The sequence below is a fragment of the Runella sp. R0.1_18 genome, assembly GCF_057652155.1.
Genome location: NZ_JBYFCK010000116.1, coordinates 1 through 341, shown reverse-complemented (window position 1 = coordinate 341; position 341 = coordinate 1). Strand labels below are relative to the sequence as shown.

The window sequence follows — 341 nt, the reverse complement described above, 5'->3', positions numbered from 1 at the left end:
TCCAAAGTCGGGAATAAGTACAAACCTTGGGCGTTCGTTGTGTCAGTTGCCAAAACCGCACTGGTCGTTGTGTTCAACAATTGAACAATCACACCCGCTACTGCTGGCTCGCCAGATTCTTGGACGCCGTTGTTGTTTTGGTCTTTCCATACGTAGTCACCAATCGAGCCTTTGGGCGAGTACAATCCTGCGTCCACCGTTGGGTTTTCTTTGGCTATTCCTGTTCCCAAGGCATTGATAGTCACCACTTGGCTCAAACCCGTGGTTGGTTTAAAGTCAGAGTCTTTCGTATCGTCACCGCCTTGGTCTTGCTGGCTGCTAATCACACAACCCGCTGGTAA

The 341-nt window shown here is 49.9% G+C and carries 1 protein-coding gene; it reads right to left on the bottom strand.

What is annotated here, in order from left to right:
- The coding region (locus AC23P2_RS31320; RefSeq protein WP_487776824.1) for an SdrD B-like domain-containing protein at positions 1-341 on the bottom strand (341 nt) is incomplete at both ends.